The sequence below is a fragment of the Streptomyces sp. NPDC036815 genome (assembly GCF_055609205.1).
This window is the reverse complement of record NZ_JBVJPW010000012.1, coordinates 184,778-207,867: the sequence shown is the minus strand read 5'-3', so window position 1 is coordinate 207,867 and position 23,090 is coordinate 184,778. Positions and strand designations below refer to the sequence as shown.

The 23,090-nt window shown below is 73.2% G+C and carries 21 protein-coding genes; 10 read left to right on the top strand and 11 right to left on the bottom strand.

Annotated elements, in window-relative coordinates; all coding sequences use genetic code 11:
* Window position 1 precedes the first annotated feature (1 nt).
* Window positions 2-634 carry a winged helix-turn-helix transcriptional regulator gene (locus ACZ69I_RS24585; protein ID WP_470834595.1) on the bottom strand — a complete coding sequence of 211 codons (633 nt, stop codon included), beginning with the start codon at window positions 632-634 and terminating at the stop codon, window positions 2-4.
* A gap of 84 nt (window positions 635-718) precedes the next feature.
* Between ACZ69I_RS24585 and ACZ69I_RS24580 the strand changes: the two genes are divergently transcribed.
* The 8 genes from ACZ69I_RS24580 to ACZ69I_RS24545 all read left to right on the top strand — a co-directional run bounded on the left by ACZ69I_RS24580 (window position 719) and on the right by ACZ69I_RS24545 (window position 8,407).
* On the top strand, window positions 719-1,930 hold the full coding sequence (locus ACZ69I_RS24580) for a pyridoxal phosphate-dependent aminotransferase (protein WP_467678509.1): 1,212 nt from the start codon (window positions 719-721) through the stop codon (window positions 1,928-1,930).
* A 53-nt stretch (window positions 1,931-1,983) separates the two neighbouring features.
* Entirely contained in the window at window positions 1,984-2,589 is a 606-nt protein-coding gene (locus tag ACZ69I_RS24575) for a peptidase (protein WP_470834671.1), read from the top strand.
* A gap of 35 nt (window positions 2,590-2,624) precedes the next feature.
* Window positions 2,625-3,851, top strand: coding sequence for an FAD-dependent monooxygenase (locus tag ACZ69I_RS24570; protein WP_470834670.1), 1,227 nt, complete (start codon window positions 2,625-2,627; stop codon window positions 3,849-3,851).
* A 102-nt stretch (window positions 3,852-3,953) separates the two neighbouring features.
* On the top strand, window positions 3,954-5,255 hold the full coding sequence (locus ACZ69I_RS24565) for a VWA domain-containing protein (RefSeq protein WP_470834593.1): 1,302 nt from the start codon (window positions 3,954-3,956) through the stop codon (window positions 5,253-5,255).
* A complete protein-coding gene (locus ACZ69I_RS24560; protein WP_470834592.1) occupies window positions 5,255-6,043 on the top strand; it encodes a hypothetical protein in 789 nt (262 codons plus the stop codon). The genes ACZ69I_RS24565 and ACZ69I_RS24560 overlap by 1 nt, the downstream gene beginning before the upstream one ends.
* A 110-nt stretch (window positions 6,044-6,153) precedes the next feature.
* Window positions 6,154-6,759, top strand: coding sequence for a histidine phosphatase family protein (locus ACZ69I_RS24555; protein ID WP_467678501.1), 606 nt, complete (start codon window positions 6,154-6,156; stop codon window positions 6,757-6,759).
* 55 nt (window positions 6,760-6,814) lie between these two features.
* A complete protein-coding gene (locus tag ACZ69I_RS24550) occupies window positions 6,815-7,708 on the top strand; it encodes a TIGR03619 family F420-dependent LLM class oxidoreductase (protein ID WP_470834589.1) in 894 nt (297 codons plus the stop codon).
* A gap of 66 nt (window positions 7,709-7,774) precedes the next feature.
* Window positions 7,775-8,407, top strand: a complete 633-nt coding sequence (locus ACZ69I_RS24545) for a hypothetical protein (protein ID WP_470834586.1) — start codon at window positions 7,775-7,777, stop codon at window positions 8,405-8,407.
* Between the two features lie 7 nt (window positions 8,408-8,414).
* Here the strand turns inward: ACZ69I_RS24545 and ACZ69I_RS24540 are convergent, their stop codons facing one another.
* The 6 genes from ACZ69I_RS24540 to ACZ69I_RS24515 all read right to left on the bottom strand — a co-directional run bounded on the left by ACZ69I_RS24540 (window position 8,415) and on the right by ACZ69I_RS24515 (window position 16,342).
* Entirely contained in the window at window positions 8,415-10,133 is a 1,719-nt protein-coding gene (locus ACZ69I_RS24540) for a class I adenylate-forming enzyme family protein (protein ID WP_470834584.1), read from the bottom strand.
* A gap of 78 nt (window positions 10,134-10,211) precedes the next feature.
* Window positions 10,212-12,104 carry an anthranilate synthase family protein gene (locus ACZ69I_RS24535; RefSeq protein ID WP_470834583.1) on the bottom strand — a complete coding sequence of 631 codons (1,893 nt, stop codon included), beginning with the start codon at window positions 12,102-12,104 and terminating at the stop codon, window positions 10,212-10,214.
* The gene (locus ACZ69I_RS24530) at window positions 12,101-12,724 is read right to left on the bottom strand and encodes an isochorismatase family protein (RefSeq protein WP_470834581.1); all 624 of its coding nucleotides are present in this window, start codon (window positions 12,722-12,724) and stop codon (window positions 12,101-12,103) included. The genes ACZ69I_RS24535 and ACZ69I_RS24530 overlap by 4 nt, the downstream gene beginning before the upstream one ends.
* Before the next feature lie 49 nt (window positions 12,725-12,773).
* Complete coding sequence (locus ACZ69I_RS24525; RefSeq protein ID WP_470834580.1) at window positions 12,774-13,544, bottom strand: 2,3-dihydro-2,3-dihydroxybenzoate dehydrogenase; 771 nt, start codon at window positions 13,542-13,544, stop codon at window positions 12,774-12,776.
* A gap of 32 nt (window positions 13,545-13,576) precedes the next feature.
* The gene (locus ACZ69I_RS24520) at window positions 13,577-14,758 is read right to left on the bottom strand and encodes a 3-deoxy-7-phosphoheptulonate synthase (RefSeq protein ID WP_470834578.1); all 1,182 of its coding nucleotides are present in this window, start codon (window positions 14,756-14,758) and stop codon (window positions 13,577-13,579) included.
* A 129-nt stretch (window positions 14,759-14,887) separates the two neighbouring features.
* Window positions 14,888-16,342, bottom strand: coding sequence for an MFS transporter (locus tag ACZ69I_RS24515; protein WP_470834577.1), 1,455 nt, complete (start codon window positions 16,340-16,342; stop codon window positions 14,888-14,890).
* 338 nt (window positions 16,343-16,680) lie between these two features.
* On the opposite strand from ACZ69I_RS24515, the gene ACZ69I_RS24510 reads away from it, so the two are divergent.
* Entirely contained in the window at window positions 16,681-18,606 is a 1,926-nt protein-coding gene (locus tag ACZ69I_RS24510) for a LuxR C-terminal-related transcriptional regulator (protein ID WP_470834576.1), read from the top strand.
* Window positions 18,607-18,609: 3 nt separating this feature from the next.
* On the opposite strand, the gene ACZ69I_RS24505 is transcribed toward ACZ69I_RS24510, so the two are convergent.
* The 3 genes from ACZ69I_RS24505 to ACZ69I_RS24495 are packed head-to-tail and all read right to left on the bottom strand — an operon-like array spanning window position 18,610 to window position 21,057.
* A complete protein-coding gene (locus ACZ69I_RS24505; RefSeq protein ID WP_470834575.1) occupies window positions 18,610-18,879 on the bottom strand; it encodes a hypothetical protein in 270 nt (89 codons plus the stop codon).
* Window positions 18,876-19,469, bottom strand: coding sequence for a SigE family RNA polymerase sigma factor (locus ACZ69I_RS24500; protein WP_470834574.1), 594 nt, complete (start codon window positions 19,467-19,469; stop codon window positions 18,876-18,878). The genes ACZ69I_RS24505 and ACZ69I_RS24500 overlap by 4 nt, the downstream gene beginning before the upstream one ends.
* Window positions 19,470-19,497: 28 nt before the next feature.
* Window positions 19,498-21,057, bottom strand: a complete 1,560-nt coding sequence (locus ACZ69I_RS24495) for a sodium:solute symporter family protein (RefSeq protein WP_470834573.1) — start codon at window positions 21,055-21,057, stop codon at window positions 19,498-19,500.
* A gap of 310 nt (window positions 21,058-21,367) precedes the next feature.
* Between ACZ69I_RS24495 and ACZ69I_RS24490 the strand changes: the two genes are divergently transcribed.
* On the top strand, window positions 21,368-22,180 hold the full coding sequence (locus tag ACZ69I_RS24490) for an endonuclease I family protein (RefSeq protein WP_470834571.1): 813 nt from the start codon (window positions 21,368-21,370) through the stop codon (window positions 22,178-22,180).
* On the opposite strand, the gene ACZ69I_RS24485 is transcribed toward ACZ69I_RS24490, so the two are convergent.
* Entirely contained in the window at window positions 22,143-23,063 is a 921-nt protein-coding gene (locus ACZ69I_RS24485) for an aldo/keto reductase (RefSeq protein WP_470834570.1), read from the bottom strand. The genes ACZ69I_RS24490 and ACZ69I_RS24485 overlap by 38 nt on opposite strands.
* Between the last annotated feature and the right edge of the window lie 27 nt (window positions 23,064-23,090).

Here is a 23,090-nt window from a genome sequence, read left to right as displayed (position 1 = left end):
GTCACGTCTCGCGCAGCGCCTTGGCGAGCACCGAATCGCCGGTGATCTCGATCCTGCCCTCCCGCGCACCCTGCCCGACGGTGAGTTCGCCGCGGCTCACCGCCAGGCAGGTGCCCGCGTCCAGGGTGACGTGGGCGTCGGCCCCGTCGGGCGCGGGCCCGTCGCCGTAGGTCCGGGCGCCGCCCGCGAGCCGTACGTGGAAGGGGCCCTCGGCGAGCCGCACCTCCACCACTCCCTCGGCCCCCGCCGCCGCGAGACGGCGCAGCAGTGGCAGCGCGAACCAGTGCGCGCGCACCGCGTCCGTCGGAGCGCGCTCGTCGAGGCCGGGCGCGCCCCAGGCGGCGAGGGCCTCCAGGACGGGCAACAACTCGCCTCCCCTGCCGGTGAGTTCGTAGACGTACGCCGCCGAGGGCGGGGGCAGCCTGCGGCGCGTCGCCAGGCCCCGCTGCTCCATGTCCTTCAGACGCGAGGCGAGCACGTCGGTGCTGACGCCCGGCAGATCGGCGTGGAGGTCGGTGTAGCGGCGGGGGCCGACCAGCAGTTCCCTGACGATCAGCAGGGTCCAGCGGTCGCCCACGGCGTCCAGCGCCCGGGCTGCCGCGCAGTACTGGTCGTAGCTTCGGCGAGGTGGCATGCGGCATAGTCTATGCAAGTTGTTGGACTTTCCAAGCGGTGACTTGGTAAAACCAAGCAACACACGTCACGGGAGGCGCACCGCATGGAGTTCCGGCAGTCGAGCAAGCTCAGCGAGGTCTGTTACGAGATCCGGGGCCCCGTCATCGAGCACGCCAACGCCCTGGAGGAGGCGGGCCACAGCGTCCTTCGCCTCAACACCGGCAACCCCGCGCTCTTCGGCTTCGAGGCGCCCGAGGAGATCGTCCAGGACATGATCCGGATGCTCCCCGACGCGCACGGTTACACGGACTCGCGCGGCGTCCTCTCCGCCCGCCGCGCCGTCGCCCAGCGCTACCAGGCGCTCGGCCTGACCGACGTCTCCGTGGACGACGTCTTCCTCGGCAACGGCGTCTCCGAGCTCGTCACCATGGCCGTACAGGCCCTCCTGGAGGACGGCGACGAAGTCCTCGTCCCGGCCCCCGACTTCCCGCTGTGGACGGCGGTGACGACCCTCTCCGGAGGCAAGGCCGTCCACTACGTGTGCGACGAGTCCGCCGACTGGTACCCCGACCTCGACGACATGGCCTCGAAGATCACCGACCGCACCAAGGCCGTCGTGATCATCAACCCCAACAACCCCACGGGCGCGGTCTATCCGAAGGAGATCCTGGAGGGCATCCTCGACCTGGCGCGCCGGCACGGCCTGATGGTCTTCGCCGACGAGATCTACGACCGGATCCTCTACGACGACGCGGTGCACCACAGCGTCGCCGCCCTCGCCCCCGACCTCGTCGTCCTCACCTTCTGCGGCCTGTCGAAGACGTACCGGGTGGCGGGCTTCCGGTCCGGCTGGCTGGTCGTCACCGGCCCCCGGCAGCACGCAAGGAACTACCTGGAGGGGCTGACGATGCTCGCCTCCATGCGGCTGTGCCCCAACGCGCCCGCGCAGTACGCCATCCAGGCCGCGCTCGGCGGGCGCCAGTCGATCCACGAACTGACCGCGCCGGGCGGGCGGTTGCACGAACAGCGCGACAGGGCCTGGGAGAAGCTGAACGAGATCCCCGGCGTCTCCTGCGTCAAGCCGAAGGGCGCCCTGTACGCGTTCCCGCGCCTGGACCCGAAGGTCCACCCGATCCACGACGACGAGAAGTTCGTGCTCGACCTCCTCCTCCAGGAGAAGATCCAGGTGGTCCAGGGCACCGGCTTCAACTGGCCCCGCCCCGACCACTTCCGCATCCTCACGCTCCCCCACGCGGACGACCTGGACGCGGCGATCAGCCGCATCGGCCGCTTCTTGAGCAGCTATCGTCAGTGATCCCACGCCCGTCGGCGCCGCTGACGCCGCTGACACCGACCCCCGGGAGCACCGTGCCGCCCTGCGCCGCCTGCGCCGCGCCCGTCCACACGCAGTTCGCCTCGCCCGAACTCGTCGCGCCCATCGTGTACGACGGCTTCGACCGCGCCGCCGACCCCGCGTGGCGCACGTCGGGCGCGGCCACCCTCGACGACTACGCACGCTGGTGCGGGCACCTGTGCGGGCTCACCTGCTTCCAGATGGCGCTCGGCGCCTCCGCCCCGCCCCTGTTCGCCCTGCGCGACGGCGCGCTCAAGTACGGGGCCTACACCGAGGAGGGCGGGGTCATCAAGGGCATGATCTACGCCCCGTTCGCCGCGTACGCCCGCGCCGAGTTCGGCCTCGGCGCCGAGGTCCACCGGCACCTGGCCGTCGAGGAGATCGGCACGCTCCTGGACGAGGGGTGGCAGGTCATCGCCTCCGTGCACTTCGAGATCCGCCGCCCGCACCGGCCCGCGCCGGGCAGGGGCGGCCACCTGGTCCTGCTCACCCGGCGTACGCCCGAAGGGCTGCTGCACTTCCACAACCCGTCCGGCATCGACGCAGCCACCCGCACCGCCGAACTCCCCGCCGACGAGTTCGAGCCGTTCTTCGCGGGACGCGGGGTCTCGCTGCGCTGACAGGTGGTCACGAAGGCTGCCAGGATGGCGCCATGATGCGTGGAGGCAGGGTCGCCGTCGTGGGCGGCAGCATCGCCGGGTGCGCCGCGGCGCTGGCCGCGCACCGGGGCGGCGCGGACGAGATCACGGTGTACGAGCGTGCGGCGGGGGACCTGGCGGACCGGGGCGTGGGGCTCGCCGTGCACGACTCCCGTTACGTGGAGCTGGAGTCGGCCGGATATCTGGACGCGGGCATGCCGTGGGTGCAGCTCGTGCGGCGGCGCTGGTACGTGCGGGACGAGGCGACCGCAGCCCCCGTGGGGCGGGAGATCGCCGTGATGCCGTTCCCCTTCCGTACGTACAACTGGGGCCCGTTGTGGCGGGAGTTGCGCCGCCGCATCCCGAAGAGTGTGGACTTCCGCGCGGGCGCCACGGTGCGGACCGTGCTCCCGGGCTCCGACGGCGTCGAGGTGAGCACCGACGCGGGCAGCACCCACCACGACCTCGTCATCGGCGCCGACGGCTACCGCTCGGCGGTCCGCGCGGCCCGCTTCGGCGACGTCCGCCCGGAGTACGCGGGCTACCTCGCCTGGCGCGGCGCCTTCCCAGCGTCCCGGCTGAACGACCCGGAGCGGTGGGCCGAGGACGACTGCGTGTACGCGGTCTTCCCCGGCGGCCACGTCATCATCTACCGCATCCCGGACGGCGCGGGCGGCCACCGCGTCAACTGGGTCCTGTACACCGCCCCACCCCCGGACCTCGACCTCGGACTCGGCCGCGACCTGCGGCTCACCGGCCCCACGAGCCTGCCGCCCGGCGGCCTCACCCGGGCGCTCGCCGGACATCTCGCGTACGTCGCCGACGAACTGCTGCCGCCCTACTGGGGTGCGCTGCTGCGCGAGACGGCACCCGAGGAGCTCTTCCTCCAGCCGATGTACGACTTCACCGCACCCCGCTGCACCGCGGACGGCGTCCTGCTGACCGGCGACGCGGCGGCCGTGGCCCGGCCGCACACCGGCGCCGGCGCGGTCAAGGCGCTGCAGGACGCCACGGCCCTGGAGGCCGCCCTCACCGCCGCGGACACCTGGGCGGACGCCCTGGCCGCGTACGACGCCGACCGCACCGCGTCCGGCCGCTCGATGGTGGAGCTCGGGCGGCGCCTCGGCGGCGCGCTCGTCCAGGCGACCCCGGACTGGCGGACCATGGACCAGTCGGCGATGGAGTCGTGGTGGCGGCGGGCCGACGGGTCCGGGGCGTTCGGGGGCCGGGAGCTGAAGCGCTGAACCGCCCGCGCGGATCGGCGTGACGCGTGGTCAGGCGGTGGCTGTGCGTGCCGTTCCGGCCTCGTTTTGGGGATGCGCGCCCGAGATCAATAGTATCCGGCGATGATCACAAGACAACGGCCGGCGGCCTGGGCCATCGCCCTGCTCGCCGCCCTGACCGCCGGGCTCGTCACGGCAGGCCCCGCGGCGGCCGCCGACGACGACGAACCGGCACAGCCCTCCCCCAAGGTCGAGCTGGTCCTCGACGTCAGCGGCTCCATGCGGGCCCGCGACATCGACGGCAAGTCCCGGATGGCCGCCGCGAAGCAGGCCTTCAACGAGGTCCTGGACGCGACCCCCGACGAGGTCGCCCTCGGCATCCGCACCCTGGGCGCCAACTACCGCGGCGACGACCGCAGGACGGGCTGCAAGGACACCGAGCTGCTCTACCCCGTGGAGCAGCTCGACAAGGCGGGCCGCACCGACGCGAAGACCGCCGTGGCGACGCTCGCGCCGACCGGCTGGACCCCGATCGGCCCGACGCTGCTCAAGGCCGCCCACGACCTGACGGACGACACCGCCGAGCGCAGCCGCCGCATCGTGCTGATCTCCGACGGCGAGGACACCTGTCAGCCGCTCGACCCGTGCGTGGTCGCCCGCGACATCTCCGCCAAGGGCATCCACCTCACCATCGACACGCTGGGCCTGGTGCCCGACGCCAAGACCCGCGACCAGCTGAGCTGCATCGCGGAGGCCACCGGCGGCACGTACACGTCGGTGCGGCACACCGATGAACTCTCCGGCCGCGTCAAGCAGTTGGTGGACCGCGCGGCCGACCCGGTCGTCACGCCCGTCGAGGCGAAGGGCGCCGCGCAGTGCACCGACGCCCCCGAGCTGAAGTCCGGCCTCTACACCGACCGCGAGAAGTTCGGCGAGCACCGCTGGTACCGCGTGAACGTCCCGGCGGGCAAGGAGCTGCGCGCCTCGGTGAGCGTGTCCGCGGACCGGGCCGTCAACCAGGACTACGGCGTGCTGCTGCGCGCCGAGACACCGCGGGGCCGTGAACTCGTGCGCGGCCAGGAGTCCGGCGACGGGCGCACCGACGTGATCTCGACGGGCCTGCGCCATCCGACGCCGGAGGCGGACGACGAGGACGGCGAGGACGCTGACGATGCGGCCGAGACCGTCTGTCTGCGCGTCAGCAACTCCTTCTCGGCCCCCGCGTCCGTGAAGAGCGCGCCGGGCCTGCCGGTCGAGCTCGCCGTCGACCTGGTCGACTCCCCCGACGAGGCCTCGGACGTCGCCTTCTTCGGGCTCGGCCACGGCTGGTGGCTGCTCGGTCTGCTCGTCCTGGTCGGCTTCCTCGCCGGTCTGGTCTGGGGCTGGGTCTCGCGCTGGCGCTTCGCGGTCTGGAGGACCAACTGATGCGTACGACACGTGTGGTGCGGCGCTTCGCCGCGGTGACCGGTGCCGCCCTGCTGGCCCTGACGGGCGCCGCGGGAGTCGCGGCGGCCGATGACGACGAGCCCGCCGAGAAGGTCACGGAGGCGGGCACGTCGTTCCGTACCGCGACCGCGCTCCGCATCGGCCAGGAGGCCTCGGCGGAGGCGTCCACGGGCGACTACCTGTACTGGGCGTTCCCCGTGGACACCGGGCAGCGCGCCACCGTGCACGCGACGGTGAAGCTCCCCGACGCCGCCGCCCGGCACGCCGCGTCGACCTGGCGGGTCGACGTGTACGACGGGCTGCGGCGCCGCCAGGCCTGCCGGCTCGGCACCCCGGCGAGGACGGCCGCGCAGGACGCCGCGTCGGTGTCGCTCTCCTGCACGCTGCGCACCGTCAGGGCCTGGTCCGAGGAGTGGGCCAACGATCCGCTGCCGGGCACCTACTACGCGCGGCTCACGGTCACCGGCCTCAAGGCGGACGACCTGGGTCTGCCGGTGCGGGCCGAGGCGAAGGTCACCGCGACCGACGCGGGCGGCGCGCAGGCGGTGGACGGCTCGCTCGGCGAGCCGCTGGTGCCGGGCGCGGGCTCGGACGAGCGGCGCACCGCGGCCGCCGTGGAACCGGAGGACGGCTGGTCGGGCGGCTGGTGGTCGTCGCGCTGGCTCTGGACGGCGGCCGGTGGCGTCCTCGCGGCGCTCGCGGGCGTCGGCGGCTACGCCCTGACCCGCGGCTCGGGCCGTCCGGCACGGGTGCCGCAGGGCCTGTAGGACCCGCTTGCCGGGTCCCGCCGGGCGCGCCGCCCGGGGGGCGTGGCAGGCTCGGTGGTGGCGGTGCCGGACGGTTCCGCCACCACCGGAAGAACAGGATCGGCGCGACCATGGGTGATCTGCTCCTCGTCCGGCACGGCGAGACGGAGTGGTCCCTTACGGGGCAGCACACGGGCTCGACGGACATTCCCCTGACGGACAACGGCAGGGAACAGGCCCGCTCGCTCGCCCCGCTCATCAGCAGGTTCCGGATCGGGGCCGCGTTCACCAGCCCCCGGCAGCGCTCGCGGGAGACCGCGGAGCTGGCCGGGTTCGGGAACGCGCGGGTGGACCCCGACCTGAGCGAGTGGGACTACGGCGCGTACGAGGGCATCACGACCTTCGACATCCACCGCACCCGCCCCGACTGGTACCTGTTCACGGACGGCGTCGCCCCCGGCCCGCCGGAGCACCCCGGCGAGAGCCCCGAGCAGGTGGGCGAGCGCGCCGACCGCATGCTCGCCAAGGTGGACGCGGCGCTCGCCGACAACGAGGGCAGTGTCGTCCTCTTCGCCCACAGCCACTTCCTGCGCGTCCTGACGGCCCGGCGCCTGGGCCTGCCCGCGTCGGGCGGATCGATGTTCCTGCTCGCCACCGGCACGGTGAGCCGGCTGTCCACGGAGCACCGGCGGCACGTGGTGGCGAGCTGGAACCTCCGTCCGCAGCTGGTGAGTTGAGGCACGACGCCCTCCGCATTCGACAGCCTCGATGATGATCATCAAGACTGCGCCCATGCGATACGGCGTGAATCTCCTCAACTTCGGCTCCGGCACCACCCCCGACTCCCTCGTGCGGCAGGCGACCGACGCCCGCGAGCTCGGCTGCGAGTTCGCGATGATCTCCGACCACATCGCGGTGACCCCCGACGTCCACGAGGTCTATCCGGCGCCGTTCTACGACCAGTTCGTGCTCGCCGCCCACCTCGCGGGGCGCGTGCCGGGGCTGCGGCTCGGCACCACCATCACCGTGATCCCCTACCGGCACCCCCTGCAGACCGCGCGCCTGGCGGCCAACATCGACCGGCTCAACGAGGCCGGGTTCATCCTCGGCGCCGGTGTGGGCTGGTCCGCCGCCGAGTACGAGGTGCTCGGCGTGCCGTTCCGCGAGCGGGGCGCGATCACCGACGAGTACCTCACCGCGATCCGTGCCGCCTGGCGCGAGGACCCGGCGTCCTTCCACGGCAGGTACGTCGCGTACGACGGTGTGCGCACCGCGCCCGCCCCCGCGACGAGCCCCTGCCTCCCCGTCTGGGTCGGCGGCAACTCCCCCGCGGCGCAGCGCCGCGCGGCCCGCCTCGGCGAGGGCTGGCACCCGTTCATGCCGAGCCGGGAACTGCTCGCCGCGGCGCTGCCCCGCATCGCGGCCGAGGCCGAGGCGGCGGGCCGCCCCGCGCCCGGCCTGGTGCCGCGCCTGCAGATCCGGCTGGGGCAGCGCCCCGACACCGCGGACCGGCCGCTCGGCCACGGCAACCTCGACCAGGTCCGCGGTGACCTGGAGACGCTGGCCGGTCTCGGCGCCACGGACGTGCTCCTGGACACCTACCCCGGCAGCCCCGGGGAGCGGGCGGGCGCGGACGAGGACCGCCGCGTCCTCGAACTCCTGATGTCGGTGGCCCCGGCCACCTGATGTCAGTGGCACGGGGCACCATCGGAGGCAGGTGAAGGAACCGGCCGGGGAAGGGGTGCGTGCGCGGTGAAGCCCTTGACAGCCGCACAGCGACGGATCATCGAGGCCGCGGAGCCGCGGACCGGGCGCCTGTCCGGCAGCGAGGCCCAGCTGACGGGCCTGGTGCGGGCGCGCCTGGCCTTCCGCCATCCCCGGCCGCCCCACGCGTATTTCCTGACGCCCGCGGGGCATCGCGTACGGGAGGAGGGCGACGCCGCCCCCGCCGCCCCGGAGCCGCCTCCCCCGGCGGCCTCCGGCGCCTTCGCCGCGCGCACCGGCACGGAGACGGCGCCGTCCGGCGCGGACGGCCCGGCCCGCGCGCGGGAGGTGCGCAGCGCCTGGGAGGGCCTGGTCGAACTGCGCCGCATGACGAACCCCGACGGCGCCCGGGACCGCCCCTGCGGCTGGGAGCGCACGCATCTGGTGCGGGCGGCCGCGCTGGCCCTGGAGGCGGCGGGGTGCCGGCCGGCGGGCCCCGGCCGTGCGGGTTACCGGGTCACGGAGACCCCGCAGCCGGAGGCCGTCGCCGTACGGGAACCGACGCCGGAAGGGCTGCGGGATTGCGGGGCGGCCCTGGACCGGGCGGGCTGGCAGGTCGGCGAACACGCCGGACCGCGCGGTGGCGAGCGCTATCTCCTCGCGTCGCCGCGGCGGAAGTGAGCGCGCCTCACGCCGCCCGCTCCGGGGTTCCGGGGTCGCGGTCCGTGGGCGCGGAGCCATCACCCTCGACCACGGGACCGTCGCCCTCGACCGCAGAGCCGCCGCCCGGGGCCACCGGCCGGGCCTCCGTGGCCGCGGGACCGCCCTCCGTGGCCGCGCGCCCGCCGCCCGACGCCAGCAGCCTCGCGAGTTCGAGGCGCTTGATCTTCGTGGTGGCGGTCTGCGGCAGGTCCGCCAGGCGCCACTGGACGGGGCGCGCCATGGGGGCGAGGGCCGCGGCGGCCGCGTCCCAGGCGGCCAGGTCGAGCGGCTCGTCGCCCTTGGTGCACACGACGGGTACGGCCGTGCCGTCCGCGCCCCGCACCACGATGACTTCGGCGAGCCGATCGAGCCTGCCGATCAGGTGGTCCTCGGCGGCCAGCGTGCTGCCGAACCCCTCGATCAGATCGACCTCGCGGTCGAGGAGATGGATGCAGCCCCACTTGGTGCGGTAGCCCACGTCGCCCATCCGCCACCAGCCGCCTTCGGAGACCTGCTGGTCGTAGCGTTGCCGCTCGCCGAGATAGGTCACGATCCGGCCGTCGCTGCGCACCTCGATGTAACCGGGGTTCTCCTCGGAGGGCGGATTCCCGTCGCGGCTGACGACGCGGGCGTCGGTCATGCCGGGGAACGGCATGCCGACACAGCGCCCGTCGTCGTTCAGGGTGCGTCGCCTCGTGAAGGCCCGTACGACGGCGGGGCCGATCTCGCTCTGCCCGTAGAGCTGCCCGAAGAGCGGGGCCCTGCGCCGCGACGCGTGCAGGAGCCGGTGCACGGTGCGCGGGTGGATCGCGTCGAACGTGCTGCTGAACAGCTTGACGTTCGCCAGCGGCCGCCGCGGGTCGTCCGCCAGCTCCTCCCACTCCATGAACGAGTTGGGATGGGCTTCCAGGATGCCGGGGCGCAACCGGGCGAAGAGGTCGGCGACTTGCTCCGGTCCGGAGTCGGCGAGCACGAGCACGGGGAAGCCGCGGAGCAGGGAGATGGCCAGGGCGGTGAAGAGCCGGGAGTGCACGAACGACACGTGCAGGGCCGTCATCTCCCGCTTGGGCACGATCGGCGCGAGGATCGACGCCTGGGGCCGGTAGCGGGCCTGCAGACTGCGCCCCGTGTGCACGGCGAGCTTCGGGGTGCCGGTCGTTCCCGACGTGTGGGTGATCAGCGTCGGGTGCTCGGGGGGCATGGTGACGGGAGCGACGCGCTCCGCCCCGGCGAACGAGGCCAGCGGCGTGGCGCCCTCGTGGGTGCCGGAGGTGAGCAGCACCCGGCGGGCCGCGTCGAGGACGGCGGCGGGCAGCTCCTCGCTGAGCTTGGCCTCGTCGGTGACCAGGAAGGGCCGGTCGGCCCTGGTGACCAGTTCGGTGACGGTCGCACCGTCCAGCGACGGCGAGAGCAGCACCGGCACCGCGCCGGTGCGCGCCACCGCGCAGGCCAGCAGGGTGATGTCGAAGCTGTTCGACTTGTGGACGACGACGCGCTCGCCGGGGCGGACCCCCGCGGCCCACAGCCGGGCGGCGAAGTCGTCGACGAGTTCCGCGACCTCGGCGATCGTGGCCCGGCGGCCGAGTCCGGGCGCGATGTCGAGGTCGTGGTCGAGGATCAGCACGTTCGCCGGGTGCCGGGAGGCCGCTCGCTCGAAGAGCGTGCCCAGTCGGATACCGCGGTTGGCAAGGCGTTGGAGCAGCATGGCGCCAGGAACTCCTCATCGGGGAAGAGGGTGGGTGGAGGCGTGCGGTGCAGGCGTGCGGTGGGTCCGTCGGCCGGATCAGGCCGGGGCCGCCTGGGGAACGGCGAGGAGCGCGCCGAGCAGCGCGCCCATGATGCGCGGCCCGTCCTTGGTGAGGACCGACTCGGGGTGGAACTGCAGCGAGGCGAAGTGCTCCCCGCGCAGTGCGTGGATCTCTCCGGTCGCCGGGTCCCTGCTCACCCGGACGGAACCGGTGCCGGGGTGCTCCACCTCGTCCGCGAGGCTCCGCGCGGCGAACGTGTTGTAGAACCCGACGCGCTCGGTGGCGCCGAAGAGGTCGATCTCCCGCTGCACGCCCTGGTTCGGGACGTCGCGGCGGACGAGGCCGAACCCCAGTTCCGCGGCGAGCACTTGGTGGCTGAGGCACACCGCGAGGAACGGCGTGCGCTGCGCGAGCAGGGCCCGCACCCCGGACCGCAGACGGTCGATCTTCGGGTGCGCGCTCGCGCGGGGATCGCCGGGCCCGGGCCCCATCACCACCAGGTCGTATCCGTCGAAGGCGTACGGCTCGTCGAAGCGACGGATCGTCACATCAGGTCCCAGCGAACGCAGTTGCTGCCCGATCATCGCCGTGAAGGTGTCCTCGGCGTCCACGACAAGGACCCGTCGCCCCGCCAGCAGCGGGTCCCGCCGCCCGCGTTCGTCCTCCCCGGCCAGCCAGAAGTCGGCGATGGACTCGTTGCGCCGCTCCAGTGCCGCGCGGACGGCGGGGTGGGCGCCGAGCTGTCCGGGACGGCTGCCGCTGAGCGCGCCGATGAGACCGGCCGCCTTGGCACGTGTCTCCGCGGCCTCCGACGCGGGGTCGGAGTGCCGTACGAGGGTGGCACCCACACCGATCCGCAGCCTGCCCGCGCTGTCGATGTCGGCCGTGCGGATCAGGATCGCCGAGTCGAGCGTGTGCTGCCCCCGCGCGTCCCGGCCGATGAGCGCCGCTACCCCGCTGTAGTAGCCGCGCCCCCCGGGCTCGTACCGCCCGATGACCCGGCAGGCGCTCTCCAGCGGGCTGCCCGTGACGGTGGGGGCGAACAGCGTCTCGCGCAGGATCTCGCGGGGGTCCCTGGTGGTCTCGCCCTCGATGAAGTACTCGGTGTGGGCGAGCCGCGTCATCTCCTTGAGGAACGGGCCGACCACCCGGCCTCCCCCGTCGCAGATCCGGGCCATCATCTTGAGCTCCTCGTCCACCACCATGTAGAGCTCGTCGGCCTCCTTGCGGTCGGCGAGGAAGTCCAGGGCGCCGGTCAGCGTGGGGCCGGACTGCGGGAAGCGGTAGGTGCCGCTGATGGGGTTCATCACCGCCGTGCCGCCCCGCAGGCTGACGTGGCGTTCGGGCGAGGCGCCGACGAAGGTGCGCTCCCCGGTGTGGACGAGGAACGTCCAGTACGCGCCGGACTCCCGCTCCAGGAGGCGTCGGAAGACCGTGGGGGCGCTGTGCGTGCCGTAGTCGGTGATGTCCGCGACGAAGGAGCGCTTGATGACGAAGTTCGCCCCCTCCCCCGTGCCGATCTCATCCGCGATGATCTTCCGTACGGTCTCGGCGTACGTCGCGTCGTCCACGTCGAAGTGCCCGTCGGACAGCTCGATCGCGACGTCGGGGATTCGGGCGAGCACCTCCGCGACGGACAGCGTGTGCTGGTCGGTGACGGACAGCGCGATGAGCGGGGAGCCGTCGTCGGTGCAGGTGAACCCGCGCTCGGCGAGCTGCCGGTAGGGAATGACGGCGAGGGTCTCGTGGCGCGGCCCGGCGGCCGATTCGCCTTCGGAGAGGGGCAGGTCGAGCAGCGAGGCGGGGTACGAGACGTCGCCGCGCAGCAGGTCGAAGACCTCCGTGCCCGTCCGCTCGGGGCGGTGCAGCAGGGCGAACGGGGGCGGGTGGGGCGCCAGGACGTGGGACAGCGGGTCCGGGTCCGTCATGCCAGGACCTCCTTGGCGGTGGTGACCACCGCGCAGTTCGCGGCCGCGTACTCGACGGCCTGCCGGTGGAACGCGGGCGAGAAGTCGGCGACGCCGTCGGCCACCAGGAACGTCTCGATGTCGTGGCTGTACGCCTCGACGGCGGTGACCAGCACCCCTACGTGCGCGTACACGCCGCACACCACGAGCTGGTCGCGCCCGGCGGCGCGCATCCGTGCCAGGAGGTCGGTGCGGAAGAAGGCGCTGTAGCGCCACTTGGTGAGGTGCCAGTCCCCGGCGGCCGGGGCGAGCGGTGCGACGACCTCGCGGTCGGCCGGGTCGACGCGCATGCCCGGGCCCCAGAAGTCCTTGAGCAGGCCCCGCTGTTCGTCGGTCATGCCGCCGGGCTGTGCCGTGTAGGCGACCTGGACGTTGTGCGCGCGTGCCCGTTCGCGCAGCAGCGTCACGTTGCGTACGAGTTCTTCGCGCAGCTCTTCGGGCAGCGGCCGCAGGAAGTAGCGCTGCATGTCGTGGATGAGCAGGACCGCGCGCTGCGGGTCGACGGTCCACGCCGGGACGGGGGCGGGCAGGTCGCCCGCCGTCGGCAGGGGGTAGGGCGCGATGGGCGGTATGCCGGACATGGCTCTCCTCGGCTCTTGTGGGGCGGTGGGCGGGGGTCTCGCGCGCGGCTCAGGCGCCGAGGGTCGCGCCGCCGTCGACGGTGAGTTCGTGCAGCGTGATGTGGGCAGCCCGCCCGGACAGCAGGAAGGCGACGGCGTCGGCGACGTCACGGGGGCCCGCGATCCTGCCGAGCGGGATGCCCAGGCGGTACGCCTCGGGCCGGCCCTCGATCGTCGCCCGGGGCCCCGAGTCGTCGTGCCACATCGAGCGGAGCATGGGGGTGTCGGTCGAGCCCGGCGCCACGACGTTGCTGCGGATTCCGTGCGCCGCGACCTCCAGGCCGAGGGACTTCGTGAGCATCGAGGCGGCGGCCTTCGACGCGGCGTAGGCGGCCATACCGGCGCGCGGCGTGGAGGCGGCGTTGGACGCCACGGTGACGATGGCGCCGCGGCGGCGGGGCACCATGCGGGCGACGACGGCCCGGGAGACCTGGAACACGCCGGTCACGTTGACGGCGAAGGTGGCGTGCCAGTCCTCGTCGCGGAAGTCGGCCACGGCACCCTCCCGGAGGATGCCCGCGGCGTTGACGAGGTGGTCGACGGGGCCGAGGTCCCGCTCGACCGCGTCGACCAGTTCGCGTACGGCGGCGCCGTCCGTGACGTCGGCGGGGAACGCCTCGACGGCGAGGCCGTCCGCCGTCAGCTTCTCCACGGTCTCGCCCAGCCGGCCCGCGTCCCGGTCGACGGCCGCGACGACCGTGCCGTCCTCTCCCAGCGCCCGTGCGACGGCGGCGCCGATACCGCCCGCGGCTCCGGTGACGAGGGCGATCTTGTGCTCCATGAGGGTCTCCTCGGTTCGCTGCGGTGTGGGGGTCAGTGCTGCCAGGCGGCGACCACCGTCATCGCCTGGGCGGGGTTGAGCCGGGGGTCGCAGAGGGTGGTGTACCGCTCGGCCGTCCGGTCGGTGGTGGCCCGGTCGTCGGCCAGGCACTCGTGCACGTCGTCCGGTGTGGTCTCCAGGTGCAGGCCGCCCGCGGCGCCGCCCGCTTCCCGCACCGCGTGCTGAAAGGCCGTCACCTCGCGTACGACCGTGTCCACGAAACGGGTCTTGCGGCCGTCGGGGGCCGTGACGGTGTTGCCGTGCATCGGGTCGCAGAGCCAGACGGCCGGGTGCCCGGCCGAACGGACGGCCGCCACGAGGGAGAGCAGCCGCTCGGCCGCGGCGTCGGCGCCCATGCGGGCGATGAGGGTGAGGCGGCCCGCCGCCCTCCCGGGGTCCAGGCGCTCGCAGAGGGCGAGCAGCGCGTCGGCCGTCATGGTCGGACCGACCTTGCAGGCCACGGGGTTGGTCACCCGGGCGAGCAGCGCGACGTGGGCGCCGTCCAACTGCCGGGTGCGCTCGCCGATCCACGGCCAGTGGGTCGAGGACAGGAGCAGCCCGCCCTCCTCGTCACGGCGCAGCATCGGCACCTCGTAGTCGAGGAGCAGCGCTTCGTGGCTGGTCCATACGACGGGGTCGATGCCGGTGCGCCCGGCCGTGTCCCCGCGCCAGCCGAGGTGGTCGGTGACGTCGCTCGCGGCCATGTAACTGGTGAGGATGCGCAGCGGGTCGGGGCGTCGGCTCTCGGCGTCCGGTTCGGGGCCGTTGACCATGTGCCCCCGGAATACGGGGAGTTCGTCGCCGCCGAGGGTTTCGGTCGGGCGTGAGCGGGGCTTGGCGAACTGACCGGCCATGCGGCCGACCCGCAGGACGGGCTTGTGGGTGGTCAGTTTCAGCGTGCCCGCGAGGAGGTCGAGGAGCGCCGCCTTGCGGGCCACGTGGGAGGGGGTGCACTCGTCCGGGTCCTCCGCGCAGTCACCCGCCTGCAGCACATGGGCCTCCCCGGCCGCGACGCGGGCGAGCCGGGCCCGCAGTGCACGCACGTCCGCCGCCCGCACCAGCGCGGGCCGGCCCGCCAGGTCCTGCCGCACCCGCAGCACCTGCGCGGCGTCCTCCCACGGCGGCTGCTGCGGTGCCGGTCCCGCACCTGTGACGTCGAGCAACATGTCGTTCAATGGACTCTCCTCTGACCGGTGGAGCCGGGATAAGGGGCAGTGATTCAAAGGGGGAGGGATTCATGGGGGGAGGGAAGGAAAAAGGCATGGGGGCAGTACGGCGGATCAGGCGAATTCACTCCCTGTCCGTCAGGAACGCGCGGATTCAGCGATGTGCTTGATGATCCAGCACATACAGAAAACGGCGGCGACAAGCACCAGATCGATCAGTGCGGAACCCGTCATCGCGCGGGCGTAGTCATCGGGCCCCGGCTTTTCCCCGAGCATTCCGAAGAAGGTCGCGCCGACGACGGCGACACCCGCCGAACTCGCGAACTGCTGGGTGGTGGTGAGCACTCCGGAGGCCGCCCCGGCCTTCTCCGGGCGCACCTTGACGAGGGCCGCGCCGATCAGCGCGGGCAGCACGAGGCCGTTGCCGAAGCCCACCAGGCAGAGGCAGCCGACGACCATGGGGACACCGATGTCCTGCCCGTACGCGTGGAGCAGCACCGCGAGGAGCAGCAGCCCGGACGCCGTCACCGCGCTCCCGGCGATGAGGACCCTCGTACCGAACCGGTCCCCGAGCCCGCGGCCGAGCAGCGAGCTCCCCGCGAAGAGGACGCCCATGGGCGCGAAGACGAGACCGGCGCCGAGCGGGCCGAGGTCGAGCCCGGACTGGAGCAGCAGCGTCAGCGTGAACATGAAGCTGCCGAAGTAGAGCTGGAACGCGATGCCCGCGATCATCCCGGAGCTGAAGGAGGAACTCCGGAACAGCGTCAGGTCCAGCACGGGGCTGCCCGACCCGCGGGTCAGCGCGCGTTCCCAGAGCAGCGTGGCGACCGCCACGGGCACGGCCGCGCCCATGCAGATCCACGACCAGAGGGGCCAACCCTCGGTCCTGCCCAGCGAGAGCGGCAGCAGGACGAGGACGAGGGCGAGGCTGACGCCGACCGCGCCGACGGGGTCGAGCCCGACATTCCGCTTCGGTACGGGGCCGGGCAGGTGGCGGGCGGCCAGGACGGCGGCGACCGCGCAGACCGGCACGTTGATCAGGAAGATCAACCGCCAGCCGGGCACGAACAGGTGGAGTTCCAGGAGCCCGCCGCCGAGTACCTGGCCCGCGATGGAGCCGAGTCCGCTGGCCATTCCGTAGCCCGCGATGGCCCGCGGCCTGGCGGCGGCCGAGAGGTGAGCGGTGATCACGGCGAGCACCTGCGGAACCATCAGGGCGCCCGCCGCGCCCTGCACGAGCCGGGCCGCCACGAGCTGTCCGGGGGTGGCCGTGATGCCGCACAGCAGGGAGGAGACGCCGAAGGCGGCCATTCCGATGACGAAGAGGCGGCGGTGTCCGTAGATGTCGCCGAGCCTGCCGCCCGTGATCATTCCGCTGGCGAAGGCGAAGGCGTAACCGCCCACGACGAGTTCGAGCATTCCCGCACTGGCGTGCAGGTCGCTTTCCAGCGAGGGCGCGGCCACATTGACGACGAAGAAGTCGAACTGGACGATGAACATCGCCGAAAGCAGCACTCCGACGACAAGTGCGCCGCCGGGCGCCGACGACTTCGACTTCCTGCCGCGTCCTGCGACGGAGAGATGGTCGATCAACGTGGCTCCTTAGAACAATTTCCCGTACGCGTTCCGTTCCGTTCGTACATCAAGTTGCCCGGTGCACCGGATCGGTTGACAGCGCCAGTCGATCTTCTTCCCGGCGGCTTGAAACTATCGGTCGTCGTCCGCCCGCGGAACTACTCGATGAGGTAGGCCGGGCACCGGAGCACCTACTCGACCGAGTAGTCCGGCACCCTCGTGGCGCAGGTCACACGACCCGGCCGCATCCGAGGTAAACCGCGCGGCCGGGCCGGGCAACCAATAGGGACTGCCGGAACCGACGGGAGGGACCCGCGGGCATCCGGCCTCGACCAGCCGACGCTGATGGGTACTTCATGTTCAAGAACGAAACATGCGGGACACGAGGGCGCACCGCGGAGCGGACGGCGGCCGCCGTACCGGCCTGGCCCCGCGAACTGTCCGAAGCCGCCCGGCAGTTCGTACGGGGCGCGGCCCTCGTCGGCGAGACCTTCGTGCTGCACGACGTGGCACGGGTGCTCTCGGTGACGACCCTGTCCCTGCTGCCCGCGCTCGACGAAGCCGTCGCCGCCTCCCTGATCCGGTTCGACGGGGACCGGCTCGCCTTCCGGTCCCCGGCCGTACGCCACAGGCTCAGCGCGGACATCCCCACGCCACTGCGGGAGATGCTGCGGCGCGTCGTGATGGCGCCCCCCGCCCCGGCCGCGCCCACCCCCGCGGCGCCCTCCCCGCCCGGCACCCCACCCCTCGTGGCCTCCCTCCTCCTGGCGCAGGAGAGCCTCTCCCGACCGCTGCCCGCACGGACGCGGGCCCAGCTGTGGGACGCGCTCGTCACGGCACTGCCGGGCCACGAGGACGAGGCGGCCCGGATCCTCGGGCTGTGCCTGGACGACGAGCGCGGGGAGCGGGAGCAGGCGCGGGCCGTCCTCGCCCACTACGACCGCGGGCCCGCGGCGGTGGTCGCGGCGACGGTCCTGTCGAACCTCGAATGGGCGGCGGGCCGGCTGGACGCGGGGCTGCTGTGGGGCCGCACGGCGCTGCGCATGACGGACGGATCGCTGCCGACCGCCTGGCGCCCGTACCCCCAACTCGCCCTGGCCGTCAAGCTGATCCAGGTCGGCCGCGTCGGTGAGGGGCGGGCGGAGCTGGCCCGGCTGCGGGTGGAGGCGGAGCGGCAGGGCAACCGGCAGGCGATCGCCGACTCGACGATCGAGCACGGCCGGCTGCTGCTCGGCACGGGCCGCATCACGGAGGCCGAGACCGACCTGGCCGTGGGGGTCGCCCTGGCCGACCGGCTCGGCACCGCCACGACGGTCTCGCAGGGGTTGTCGCTGCTCGCCGTGACGGCGCTGCGGCGCGGCGCGGTGGACGAGGCGGCGGGGCACGTGCGGCGCGCCCGGGCCGAACTCGCCGCGGAGCAGGCCGTGTTCCCCTCCCTCCGGCACGCCTGGGTCGACTTCCTGGTGACGACCGCGGGGACGGACCCCCGGAGCGCCGGAAGGCTCCTCGCGGGTCAGCAGGACGCGTTGATCAGACCCTCGCTGTTCCTGCGGGACCACGGCGCGGCCGCACAGCTGGTCCGCCTCGCCCGGGCCGCCGGTCACGCGTCCCTGGCCGCCGCCGTCGTACGAAAGGTGGAACGGCTCGCGGCACGGAACGCGGCGCAGCCGTCCCTCCTCGCCACGGTCGAGCACGCCCGGGGGCTGCTGCGCGGCGACGCGGCGGCGCTGGAGCACGCGGCCCGCACGCACGGCGATCCCTGGGCCGCCGCCATGGCCAGCGAGGATCTGGGGATGCTGCACCTGGCGGGCGGCCGGGCGGGGGACGGCGGCACGGGCAGGGACTGCCTGCGGGGCGCCTGGGAGCGGTACTCCGACATCGGCGCGCGAGCGGACGCCGAGCGGGTCGAGACGCGGCTGCGGGAGCTGGGCGGGGCGGCGGGAGCAGGGGCGGGGGCGTCATCGGCTCCGCCGGGTGCGACGGCGGGCGTACGGGCCGCTCCCCCGGTGGGAGTACCGGCTGCCGCCCCGGTGGGAGTACCGGCGGGAGTACCGGCTGCCGCCCCGGCGGAAGTACCCCCCGTCCCGGCGGCCGCGCTCACGGAGGCGGAGTCGCGCATCGCCCGGCTGGTGGCCACGGGGCTGACCAACCAGCAGGTGGCCAAGCAGGTGGGGCGCTCGCCGCACACCGTCAACTACCACCTGCGCCAGATCTTCCGGAAGCTCGGCGTGAGCTCGCGGGTGGAACTGGCCCGGACCTTCCCGGCACCGCGGCCGCGGTGAGAGCTACGGGCCGATGCCTCGCGTGCCGTGCGTCCGGTCGTCGAAGACCACGTGCTCGGCCGGGGAGGCCCCGGACAGGACCCAGATCCCCGCCGCGCAAGCGAGGACGACCAGGACGAGGACGAGCGAGACCATGACGGCCCGGCGCCTCAACTCCAGCCGCCGCCACTGGCGTTGGGCCCGCCGATAGGCATCGGGGGCTTCGGTCACGGTCTCCGCCGCGTCCGCGAGGGCGGAGCGCAGACGGTCCTCGGCGGACGTGTCCACGTTCACGTCTCGCCCCCTTTCATGACCCGGCTCAGCTTCGCCATCCCCCTGGAGGCGTGCGACTTCACCGCGCCGGTCGAGATGCCCATGGTGCGGGCGATCTCGGACTCCTTGAGGTCGAGCCAGTAGCGCAGGACGAGCACCTGGTGCTGGCGGACGGGCAGGGAGCGGAGCGCGCGGACCACCGACCGCTGTTCGTCGCGCAGGAGGGCGTGGTGCTCGGCGGAGAGTTCGAGGCCGCCGACGTGGCGCTGCGCGTGGCGCCGGACCACCCTGAGATGACGTAACCGCATCCGCGCCAGATTGCACACCGTCCCTCTGAGATAGCCGAGCGCGGCGTTCGGCGTGCTCAACCGCCCCCATTTGCGGTGCAGTTGATAGAACGCCTCGGCCACGACGTCCTCCGCTTCGCCGTCCGCCCCCAGGAGGAAGGCGAGGCGCAGGAGGCCCTGGTAGTGCGCGGCGAAGAGATGGGCGATGGCGGCGTCCCGGTCGGCGTGCTCCAGGTCCGAGCCGCCCCGCGCATCGGCACTCGCGGACACGTCCGCGCCGCGCCGCGGCCCGGCCACGGAACGCACGCCCTTCGTCTCCTCCACACACCCTCCCTCTGCTCGGGTCCCGGCCTCAGTCGACGCGCACGGAGAACGGGGAGCCTCTGCGCGGCACCGCGGTACGCCCGGCGAGGGCGTCCCCTCTCCTGCGCACCCCCGCCCGGTCGAGCAGCGGCGTGAGCGTCACGACCAGGAGGAGATTGACCACGAGCGCGGTGAGCGCGACGTAGACGGGGAGGTGGAGCGCCCCGGCCCCGACGTCGACCACGGAGGAGAATCCCCGGCTCACGGTCAGGGCCGTCCCCAGGGCCATGCCCGCGCCCCACCCCACGAGCAGCGCCCTGTGGTGGAACCACCGGGTGAAGGCCGAGAGCCCCACCGCGGGCAGCGTCTGGATGATCCAGACACCGCCGAGAAGATGGAGGTTGACCGCGTCCTGCGGGTGCAGGTCGAGCGCGAAGACGAGCGCGCCCACCGTGATCACGAGCGCGGCGAACCGGGCGACGCGCACCTCGTGCTTCGGGGTGGCCGTGGGGTTGAAGTACTCGCTGTAGATGTTGCGCGCCACCAGGGTCGCCGCCCCCAGGGCGATGACCGCCGTGGGCAGCAGCGCGGCGACCGCGAGCGCGCCGAGCAGGAGCCCCCCGAGCCAGGGCGCGCCGAGCCCCTGGAGCAGGAGGGGGACGGCCTGTTCCGCGTGGCCCGGCGGGGTCCTGATCCCGGCGGCGAGCGACACGAAGCCGAGGTAGCCGAAGAGGCCGAGCGCGAGCGTCCAGAGCGGCAGCGCGAGGACGGCGCGGCGCACGACGTCGGGGCTGCGGGCCGCCAGCACGGTGAGGAGCAGCTGCGGATACATCAGCTGCGCGAGGGCGGATCCGAGGGCGAGCGTGATGTACGCGGTGTACGTCCCGTGCGGCATCGGCAGGGAGAGCTGCTCGTCCGCCAGTGCGCGACCGGCGGCGGCGAAGACCTGCCGGGGCGAGCCCGCCCGTCGGCCGGAGAGGAGGAGGGCCGTGGCGAGCATGACGGCCAGCAACACCGCTTTGTGGCGCGCGAGTTCGGCGCAGGCACGCAGCCCGCCCGGCAGGAGGACCGCGGTGAGCACGACGAAGACCGCGACGAGGACGAGCACTCCGGCGAGGCCGCGCGGGCTGATGCCCATGGCCCGTACGGCCGCTTCGAGGCCCAGCGCCTGCAGCGCGAGGTAGGGCATGGCGGCGAGGACGCCGGTGAGGGCGACCGCGAGGGCCAGGGCGTGCGAACCGTGCCTGGCCAGCGCGAAGTCCGCGGTCGTCACGAGGTCCCCGCGGTCCGCGAGCTCCCGCATGCGGGGCAGGAGGACGAGCGCCATGGGGGCGAGCAGCAGGGTGTAGGTCAGGGCGTAGAGGCCGAACCCGCCGGTGGCGTGGGCCAGTCCGGGGGCGGCGGTGACCGTGTAGGCGGTGTAGACGGTGCCGCCGAGGAGCACGGCCGTCGCGCCCGTACCGAGCCCGCGTCCGGCCAGGGCCCAGCCGTTCGGGTGCGGGAGCTCGTGCGGGGCCGCTCGGCGCGCGAAGGCCCGAGCGGCGGTGGCCGCGACGGTCACGAGCGCGGCGAAGGCCAGGAAGGAAGCGTGGGAAGCGTTGTCGGACATCAGCCTTCCCACCGCCCCTCCCCGTCACGTGCGGACGGTCAGAACGGTAGACCGACTCCGTGGCCCACGCAACTATTTTATGGAATATTGTTTCCGCAATGCGGAATGGAGGGGAAAACCTCCGCGCGACGCAGACGACCGTGTCCATGACATCGTCACCCAACCACCCCATCTCGTTCACGCGGTCGTCCACTCATCCGTGCCACTCTCCCGATGGTTGATTAGTCAACTCGCGTAGACCCCCTGCGGATTGGCCGCCCGGCCCGGCGCACGGCGCGCGCGAGACCTCCGGGAAAGGACACACCCCCACATGCCCCTCCCGCGTGTACACCGCTGGAAACCACTGGCCCTGACCGCCGCCGCGGTACTCGTCGGCATCACCCTGCCGGCCACCGCCACGGCCACGCCCTCCACCGCACCCGCCCCTCACGTGACGTACGACGACACGTACTACAAGGACGCGCTCGGCAAGACGGGCCCCGAGCTCAAGTCCGCGCTGCACACGATCATCAGCGAGCAGACCAAGCTCACGTACGACCAGGTCTGGGACGCGCTCAAGACCACCGACCAGGACCCCGCCAACAGCTCGAACGTGATCCTGCTCTACAGCGGCACCTCACGGAGCAAGAGCGCGAGCGGCGGCGACCAGGGCGACTGGAACCGCGAGCACGTCTGGGCCAAGTCCCACGGCGACTTCGGCACGGCCACCGGGCCCGGCACCGACATCCACCACCTGCGCCCCGAGGACGTCACGGTCAACAGCATCCGTGGCAACAAGGACTTCGACAACGGCGGCGGCGCGGTCGACGGAGCCCCCGGCAACCTCACCGACGGCGACTCCTTCGAGCCGCGCGACGCGGTCAAGGGCGACGTGGCCCGCATGATCCTCTACATGGCCGTGCGGTACGACGGCGAGGGCGGCTTCCCCGACCTGGAGCCCAACGACAAGGTGGACAACGGCAGCGCGCCCGCCATCGGCCGCCTCTCCGTCCTGAAGCAGTGGAGCGACGAGGACCCGCCGGACGCGTTCGAGAAGAACCGGAACCAGGTCATATTCGACACGTTCCAGCACAACCGGAACCCGTTCATCGATCACCCGGAGTGGGTGGAAGAGGTCTGGTAGTCGCGGCGAGCTCGGCCAGATCGGCGGCGTCGAGCCGCAGCCCGGCCGCCGCCACGTTCTCCTCCAGGTGGTCCGGGGACGACGTCCCGGGGATCACCACCATCGCCGGGGAGATGCCGAGCAGCCACGCCAGCGTGAGCTGGGCCGGTGTGGCCCCGTGCCGGTCGGCGACGCGTCGGAGCGCCTCCAGGTCGGGTGCTCCGGCGCCGCCGAACGGAAAGTACGGGACGTACGCGATGCCCTGCCGCTCGCACAGCCCGACCAGCTCCCCGTGCTCGCGCGCCAGTGGGCTGAACCTGTTCTGCACGGCGGCGACCGGCGCGATCTCCTGGGCCTCGGCGAGCTGTTCCGGCGTGGCGTTGCTGACGCCGAGGTGCCGGATGAGTCCCTCCTCGCGCAGCGCGGCCAGCGTGGCGAAACGGTCACCGCCGGGGCCGTCGCTCCGCAGGAACCGGAGGTAGACCAGGTCGAGGTGGTCCCGTCCGAGCTCGCGCAGGTTCCGGTGCACGGCCGCGCGCAGCTCCGCCGGGTCCGCGGGATTCATCCAGCTGCCGTCCGGGTTGCGGCCGGGCCCGACCTTGGTGGCGATGACCAGGTCGTCGGAGTAGGGGTGCAGGGCCCTGCGGATCAGGTCGTTGGCCGCGATGTCCTCGAAGAAGTAGAAGGCCGCCGTGTCGATGTGGTTCACGCCGAGCTCGACGGCGCGGCGCAGCACCGCGATGCTCCGGTCCGGGTCGTGCGCGGGCCCGTCCCAGTGCGCGGCGGGCAGCCGCATCGCGCCGAATCCCATGCGGTGGACGGTGAGGTCGCCGCCGATGCGGAAGTGCCCGGCGGGGGCGGCGGTGCCGCCCGTGTTCCTGATGGTGCTGTCGGTGATCGCCATGGCCAGATCCTCCGGCGTACGCGTTTC

Coding starts and splice junctions, on each gene's coding strand:
- ACZ69I_RS24585 (WP_470834595.1), bottom strand. CDS start 634: ATGCCACCTCGCCGAAGCTACGACCAGTACTGCGCGGCAGCCCGGGCG.
- ACZ69I_RS24580 (WP_467678509.1), top strand. CDS start 719: ATGGAGTTCCGGCAGTCGAGCAAGCTCAGCGAGGTCTGTTACGAGATC.
- ACZ69I_RS24570 (WP_470834670.1), top strand. CDS start 2,625: ATGCGTGGAGGCAGGGTCGCCGTCGTGGGCGGCAGCATCGCCGGGTGC.
- ACZ69I_RS24565 (WP_470834593.1), top strand. CDS start 3,954: ATGATCACAAGACAACGGCCGGCGGCCTGGGCCATCGCCCTGCTCGCC.
- ACZ69I_RS24560 (WP_470834592.1), top strand. CDS start 5,255: ATGCGTACGACACGTGTGGTGCGGCGCTTCGCCGCGGTGACCGGTGCC.
- ACZ69I_RS24555 (WP_467678501.1), top strand. CDS start 6,154: ATGGGTGATCTGCTCCTCGTCCGGCACGGCGAGACGGAGTGGTCCCTT.
- ACZ69I_RS24550 (WP_470834589.1), top strand. CDS start 6,815: ATGCGATACGGCGTGAATCTCCTCAACTTCGGCTCCGGCACCACCCCC.
- ACZ69I_RS24540 (WP_470834584.1), bottom strand. CDS start 10,133: ATGCTGCTCCAACGCCTTGCCAACCGCGGTATCCGACTGGGCACGCTC.
- ACZ69I_RS24535 (WP_470834583.1), bottom strand. CDS start 12,104: ATGACGGACCCGGACCCGCTGTCCCACGTCCTGGCGCCCCACCCGCCC.
- ACZ69I_RS24530 (WP_470834581.1), bottom strand. CDS start 12,724: ATGTCCGGCATACCGCCCATCGCGCCCTACCCCCTGCCGACGGCGGGC.
- ACZ69I_RS24525 (WP_470834580.1), bottom strand. CDS start 13,544: ATGGAGCACAAGATCGCCCTCGTCACCGGAGCCGCGGGCGGTATCGGC.
- ACZ69I_RS24510 (WP_470834576.1), top strand. CDS start 16,681: ATGTTCAAGAACGAAACATGCGGGACACGAGGGCGCACCGCGGAGCGG.
- ACZ69I_RS24495 (WP_470834573.1), bottom strand. CDS start 21,057: ATGTCCGACAACGCTTCCCACGCTTCCTTCCTGGCCTTCGCCGCGCTC.
- ACZ69I_RS24490 (WP_470834571.1), top strand. CDS start 21,368: ATGCCCCTCCCGCGTGTACACCGCTGGAAACCACTGGCCCTGACCGCC.
- ACZ69I_RS24485 (WP_470834570.1), bottom strand. CDS start 23,063: ATGGCGATCACCGACAGCACCATCAGGAACACGGGCGGCACCGCCGCC.